Genomic DNA, 6500 nt, shown 5'->3' with positions numbered 1-6500 from the left:
GAAGTGGTCCTTATTTTTATCCAAAAATAATCAAAGCCGGTGAAATTTTACTCTCGTAAAATTTCACCGGCTTTTTCTATTGAGGTGGGTTTTGTCCCAGCCTCGTTCCTATTGAATTAATAAACAGGTTAATTAAAATAAAGTATGTAAAATCAAGGAGTGGAGTATTCTTTGGAAAAGAGAATTAGGGTATCAACCGGATCTTCGTGGGAACCAATTGTTGGTTATAGCAGAGCAATCCGTATTGGAAATCGGGTTGAAGTTGCTGGAACAACAGCAATTGATGGTGAAAGAGTGCTGGGAGGAGATGATCCTTACCAACAAACCATCCACGCCTTATCTATAATTAAAACATCATTAGAAAAAGTTGGTGCTCAGCTTTCAGATGTAGTTCGAACACGCATGTTTGTAACAGATATTTCAAGATGGGAGGAAATTGGGAAGGCACACGGAGAATTTTTTAAAGATATCCGTCCCGTAGCAACAATGGTTGAAGTTAGAGCCCTTATTGACCCAAGACTTATTATTGAAATAGAAGCTGAGGCTATTATAAGTGAGTAAGTAACTGTGTTTAAACGAATGACAACTGGGACGGAGCTTGGTAAAGTATTTTCAATCTTTTTAAATTTAGGATGCTTATTTACAATAAGGATAAGCAATGAGCAGTTGTATTCGTCAACCAAAAAGTTGACCACCCTAAATTATAAAAATCCCCCAACTTTAAGTGGTAAAGTTTTAATGAGCGAAGTTGGGGGTGGTGTTCTATTGTGTTTTTGACTTGATTGATCCTTTGAACCTAAAGCTATCACCATTCATTACAAGAATATGGGATCGGTGGGGTAAGGCGGTCTACTAATGCAGCCGTCATTTGTTCATCACCAAAAACTTGGGTCCAATTAGAAAATTCCAAGTTACTAGTTATTGTTGGTGAGACTATATATAATGGTACGTTAGTTGAATATTAATTATGGTAAAATTAAGAGTAGAATGGAGGAACAAATGGATAATCACAAGTTTAATGAATTTATTAAAATTGCAAAAAAACTAAATGATATTGAAATTATTCCATTGTTAATGGGTTCGGTTGGTTTAGAAGTCGTTACAGGCAAGGGTTGGGATCCACAAGACTTAGATATTCATGTACCTGGTGATAAAAGAGGGTGGGAAGTACCGCCAGAATTAAATATACATAACTGGAATGATATAGTGAACATAATGAATTCTCTGGAATATAGCTTGATTGATTTGCATGAACATGAGTTTTCTAAAGAGGGATTATCAGTTGAGTTTGGTATTATCGACACTTTACCAAGTTTCGCAGGAGTACAATTAGAGGATTTAGAAATACATAAACTGGGAGAGATAAAGTATTATTTATTAAATCCTGAACAATATTTAAGTGTTTACGAATATTCATATAAGGATAGTTATCGAGCAGATAACAATAATAATAAAGATATGAAAAAAATAGATTTCTTAAAAAGTATGATATTTGGTAAATGAAAATCTTACTAAATCTAATTGAGTTAACGGGTGCGTGTCTGGAAGAAGCAGATACGCACTTTTCCAATTTGAAGAAGAATAGTGAAGAAGGGATAGGTAAAGACTTTCTTGTGGGAGGCGAAATGATGATAGTGAAATATATCCTGTTCCTACACAAGTTAAAGTAAATGGCATCTTCTCCTTTGATTATATTGATGACGATATTGGACAAATGTTGAACAAAAGGGAACTGCCATTGCTGATCCCTTTGTTTTTAAGGTAAGAAAGCATAAGTTTCTGGTGTTTAGTTTAAACATGTTACTGCTAAATCTAGCTCCAGCGCCCAGCCAAGATGAAATGGCGATGTTTTTTGCCATTTCATCCTACTCGAGGTCAAATGTTCTATCATGAATAAAAGGGAAAAACCCTTTATTTCATGACAGAACATTTGCTTGCTTTAGGCTAAACGGTGCGCTCTGAGCCTTTTGTTCTATTGTTGTTAAATTATGAAGAAGACTTATGTTACCATCAAGTGAGTATAATAATATCCTAAATAATTGCATTATTTACATCTAGAGTGAATTATCATGGAGGTCTTTATGAAGTATTTAATGATAGGAATAATAGTATCTGTATTAAGTTCATTAGTTTCATTTATTCTTTGGGGAGTAGATAGAGCATATATAATGCCTGGTGCTGTAGGGTTCCTATTAATCGGATTTTCAGTGGTATTTTCAGGAACGATGGTTAGTGGAGATCGAATGAGAGCAAACTTTGCAACTGAGACTGAAGTTGATAGAAAAACACGGAATAAAATAACCTCTCGTTTAGCAATGCTTGGGTTACCTAACCTTTTGGTAGCAGTCTTACTATATTTTTTTATTCATTAGTAAATCTTAGAAAAAACTCCTATATCATGAACGGATGTACTTTTTTTAATAAGCGAAATAAGGGATCAGCAGCTGCTGGTCTCATATTTTTTTAGAGGGAGGAGGACCTGCTTCCATTGCTAATGATTGTCGAGCGATTGCTCAAAAGCAAAGGAGGGAGTTGTTTGGGATTTATAGAAATAATAATTTGCCTATCCATCTATTAAATTCGGAAAAAGGAGTGATAAGGAGTGGAAGCAAGCATACAAAGCTCTGCCTTAGGCTCCTCCTGATTAATCTTGCCGGTAACGCCTAATACCTTCTTGTAGTATCATCGCTTCGTTTGTTAAACCGGATCAGAGTCCCAACCAGCCTCAAATATGTTTAAAGTTTTCCAACTATTGTCAACATTAAAACTTTAGCAGAACCTTCATAATAGAAGGTTTTTTTCTGAAGGTTTCCTCACAACACTCACATATATTGGTACGAATTGGAAAATACTATACAATATTCGTATGTGAATGGAGTGTTTTCTCCAATGAGAAAAGAAGAAAGTAAGAGTGTTACAATACAGGAATTGAAACTAAAAGATATCAAGGTGACGTTAACATACATAAAGACCATTATTAATTCAGATAAGATTCAAACCCTACTGGTAAAGCCATTTTTTGAGCTAAAGGACATTAGTGATTATCGAAGCTATCTTAAATCTCTGATGGGAATCAAAACAGTTTCTTCTGAGGAAGAAAAGGATCTCCAGTTAGCAAAAGGCGATGTAGCTATTCAATTATGTGGGGAAATCTATTTGCTACCTGTACAGCAGACTCGGGTGGATTCCGTCAATGAAGCAACTGTAGAGACAACAATCCAAGGTCCTCGGTTTGCATTTACAGAAAATCTAATTGCAAATTTAAATATTTTACGTAGTCGGTACCAAAACCCCCATTTAACAGTTGAGGTTCAAACTCTAGGTGAAATGAGCAACATGGATGCAGCAGTTATCTATGATAAGACTGTTGTAAATTCAGCAGTTTTGGACATTGTGATGAAGAAGCTTGAAGAAATAGATGAGCCCATAGTGGAAACGACAGAAAAACTCCAAAATATCTTTACTGATGGGAGAAGAACGTTGTTTCCAGTTTCAATTACGACAGAGCGTCCTGATCGAGTGGTTTATAACATTGCCCAAGGTAAAGTAGTTATTTTTATTAATGGCTCTCCCTTTGCTCTTATTGCACCTGCAGTCTTTTGGGACTTCCTAACAAGTATGGATGATTTATACCAGACTTACTGGGTTTCACAATTCTTCCGTTCACTTCGTTTCTTGGGTTTACTTATAGGCCTTGTTTTACCGGCATTATACGTCGGGATTGTGTCGTATAATCCTGAACTACTGCGTTCCCAACTGGCAATATCAATCACGGCTAGTAGGCAGGGCGTACCATACCCTAGTTTCATTGAAGTGTTGTTTATGCTAATCATGATGGAACTTCTTGTTGAAGCGAGTATTAGGCTACCCAAAGCGATAAGTTCGACTGCAACAACTGTTGGTGGATTAATCTTAGGCCAAGCCGCAACGGAGGCTTCACTTGTTAGTAACATCATGATTATTATCGTGGCAGCAGTGGCCATTTCAAACTTCTCTATTCCTCTCAACCAAATGAGCTATGCGATACGTATTATCAAGTATGTACTACTGATTTTTGGAACTCTTTATGGATTAATTGGGCTTGCTGTTGGATTAGTTACACTCACGTTCTATTTGACAAGCATATCCAGTTACGGGGAGCCCTATTTTAAAATTCCTATTCAGAGAAAGCCTAATGAACTAAAGGGGGTCACTTTTCAGAATGGGGAATAGATATTATTATTATATAATTGCCGGAACGATGACTGCCAATATTGTTGCATTTGTTCCACGGATCCTAATTAATAGTCGAATGGAAGGGATGGTTGTAGCGATTCTAATCGGCTCTTTCATCGGGATGGGGTTGATTTATAGCTATACAACGCTGATGAGCAAATTTCCCGGAAAAAGCTATGCGGATATTCTTTATGAATATACTCCAAGATGGTTTGCTGTTTTTTTCACCCTTTTCACAGCTTCTGCTTGGTTTACTTCAGGCTTTATTTTCTTAATGGGGTTTACGTTTATCGCTAAACGATTTATTAATCCTGAAGCATCTTTAACCTCAATTGTATTACTATTTCTTTTACCACTATTGTATGGGTGTGTCATGGATTCTAAACGATTGTTATATGCTACTGAAATGATGCTGGTTTTAATTTTCCCTATCCTAATTATTATTTTTATAAAGGCATATACAAGTGGCAACCTCCATTGGACTACAATGAAAATTCCTATTGTAAATGCGGGGCATATACCGGCATACTTTACAATTGCAGCTGCTGGCTATACGTATGATGGTGTAATGAATTTAGCTCAGTTCAATAAGGTCTTCACGAAAAAAATAAAGATTAAACGTGGGATATATATCACCATGGGCATAATAGGGATCTTAAACTTAGTGACAGCCTCATTTATTCCAATTGGTATTAATGGTATCGATGGAGTGGCCAGTATCAATTATCCGTGGATTCTAACGTCAGATTCATTCCGAATTGAATTGGGATTCTTTGAACGAATTTTTTTTCCATTTTTACTTCTTTTTATGGCAGTTGCGATTCTTGTTATTTTGCATCACTGGCATGTTAGCTATAAATTCCTTAATTATGCCCTGCAATTTCCGAATTTCACATATAAGGGCAAGGAGGTTGTTCCCTATTTGATTTTAACTGCCTTTCTTGCTATTACTCTCTTGGGCGTTCAACGAATTGATGAAATCTTTCTATTTATTTTAGAAAAATGGTGGTTTGTCATTGTTCAACCTTTAGTGATTTGCCATGCCATTGTTTTGTATTTCATGTATCGGAGGGCCAAGAAATGTGGAAGTCTATCCTAATTAGCCTTGTATTCGTCATACTTTTAAGCGGGTGTGCATTTAAAGACATTGATAAACGGTTGTTTGTTCTCGGGTTTGGTATTGATAAAAGTGAGAATGATAAGGAGCCTTATTTAATTTCATTACGGGTGTCAATGCCGAGTTCAAAGGGGGCCGGAAGGGCTGAAGAAAAGTATGTTGTCTTGCAGGAAACGGGTGAATCTATATCAGATGCCATTCAAAAAATCAAAAATCAAGTAGATAAAGAACTAGATTATGGACATACGAAAATCATCTTACTTGGAAGCGACATTGTACCAGGGCGTGCAGGATATATTTCTAGTTGGTTTTCAAGGCAGCATGATATACAACAGATTACATTTGTTGCAGTTGCAGATGGTAAGGCAAAAGACGTCTTCCAAACTAAGCCTAAAACAGAAACACAGCCATCGTATGAGCTTGTCATTGCATTTGAGAGAACGGGGACTGAGGATCCACATATTATCACGAAATATTTATTTGAATACAGAAGAGAATACTATGATGATGGAGTTGACCCTGTACTTCCAGTAGTGAAAGTTAAAGAGAAGCAATATTTGGTCGAAACAGCTGCAATTGTTGATAATGAAGGGAATTTGTTAAAGCTTTCTAGAGAAGAAACACAATTAGTAAATGTAATTAATAGTCCGAAAAATCAAATGTACATTAAGGTTAAATCAAAAGAGAACTTTTTGTCGGTTAGAACTGACAAAAATAATATTAAGATCACCTTACAAACGGATAAGGAGCCCCTTGTCATTAAAATGGAAATGGATATAGGCGGCGTTGTGGAAGAAAGCTTCGAAAAGATAAGTGAAGATGAGCGGAAAATAGCAGAAGAAATGCTTGAAGAGAAACTGAAAGAACAAGTTGAAGACCTGCTGAAAAAAGTTCAAGAGGAGAAGGTTGATCCATTCGGTTTTGGGATACGTTACCGATCCATGCAATGGAATGATTCAAACAGTGCCAAAAGATGGGAGGATATATATCCTCGTGTTCAATTTGAAGTAAAAACAAACGTTAATATTAGGAGCATAGGAACGTTAAAGTGAGCCTTTCTTGAAAGAAGTGATAAGGGAAAATATATTCGTACATTCGAATATCATGTTAAGTTAACTTCTGCTGAAATGTCGTATTTATGAAGTAGTTATCTTTGGATAGTATGTTC

7 protein-coding genes are annotated in these 6500 nt (G+C 36.2%); 6 read left to right on the top strand and 1 reads right to left on the bottom strand.

The window, feature by feature from the left end:
* Positions 1-171 precede the first annotated feature (171 nt).
* Positions 172-561, top strand: coding sequence for a RidA family protein (locus tag ACFSCX_RS25140; protein ID WP_377931012.1), 390 nt, complete (start codon positions 172-174; stop codon positions 559-561).
* Positions 562-805: 244 nt separating this feature from the next.
* On the opposite strand, the gene ACFSCX_RS25135 is transcribed toward ACFSCX_RS25140, so the two are convergent.
* The gene (locus tag ACFSCX_RS25135; protein ID WP_377931011.1) at positions 806-910 is read right to left on the bottom strand and encodes a hypothetical protein; all 105 of its coding nucleotides are present in this window, start codon (positions 908-910) and stop codon (positions 806-808) included.
* Positions 911-999: 89 nt separating this feature from the next.
* Here ACFSCX_RS25135 and ACFSCX_RS25130 point away from each other — a divergent pair, with 89 nt between their 5' ends.
* The 5 genes from ACFSCX_RS25130 (at position 1000) to ACFSCX_RS25110 (ending at position 6384) form a co-directional block, all read left to right on the top strand.
* Positions 1000-1503 (top strand): phosphoribosylanthranilate isomerase, encoded by a 504-nt coding sequence (locus tag ACFSCX_RS25130; protein ID WP_377931010.1) that lies wholly within the window; start codon positions 1000-1002, stop codon positions 1501-1503.
* 578 nt (positions 1504-2081) lie between these two features.
* A complete protein-coding gene (locus ACFSCX_RS25125) occupies positions 2082-2372 on the top strand; it encodes a DUF5316 domain-containing protein (RefSeq protein WP_377931009.1) in 291 nt (96 codons plus the stop codon).
* Positions 2373-2889: 517 nt separating this feature from the next.
* Complete coding sequence (locus ACFSCX_RS25120) at positions 2890-4212, top strand: spore germination protein (RefSeq protein WP_377931008.1); 1323 nt, start codon at positions 2890-2892, stop codon at positions 4210-4212.
* The gene (locus ACFSCX_RS25115) at positions 4202-5314 is read left to right on the top strand and encodes a GerAB/ArcD/ProY family transporter (RefSeq protein ID WP_377931007.1); all 1113 of its coding nucleotides are present in this window, start codon (positions 4202-4204) and stop codon (positions 5312-5314) included. Before ACFSCX_RS25120 ends, ACFSCX_RS25115 begins: the two co-directional genes overlap by 11 nt.
* A complete protein-coding gene (locus tag ACFSCX_RS25110) occupies positions 5296-6384 on the top strand; it encodes a Ger(x)C family spore germination protein (protein WP_377931006.1) in 1089 nt (362 codons plus the stop codon). The genes ACFSCX_RS25115 and ACFSCX_RS25110 overlap by 19 nt, the downstream gene beginning before the upstream one ends.
* The last annotated feature ends 116 nt before the right edge of the window (positions 6385-6500 follow it).

This window comes from Bacillus salitolerans (assembly GCF_042680805.1).
GTDB lineage: Bacteria > Bacillota > Bacilli > Bacillales > SA4 > Bacillus_CJ > Bacillus_CJ salitolerans.
This window is presented reverse-complemented; position numbering and strand designations above follow the sequence as displayed.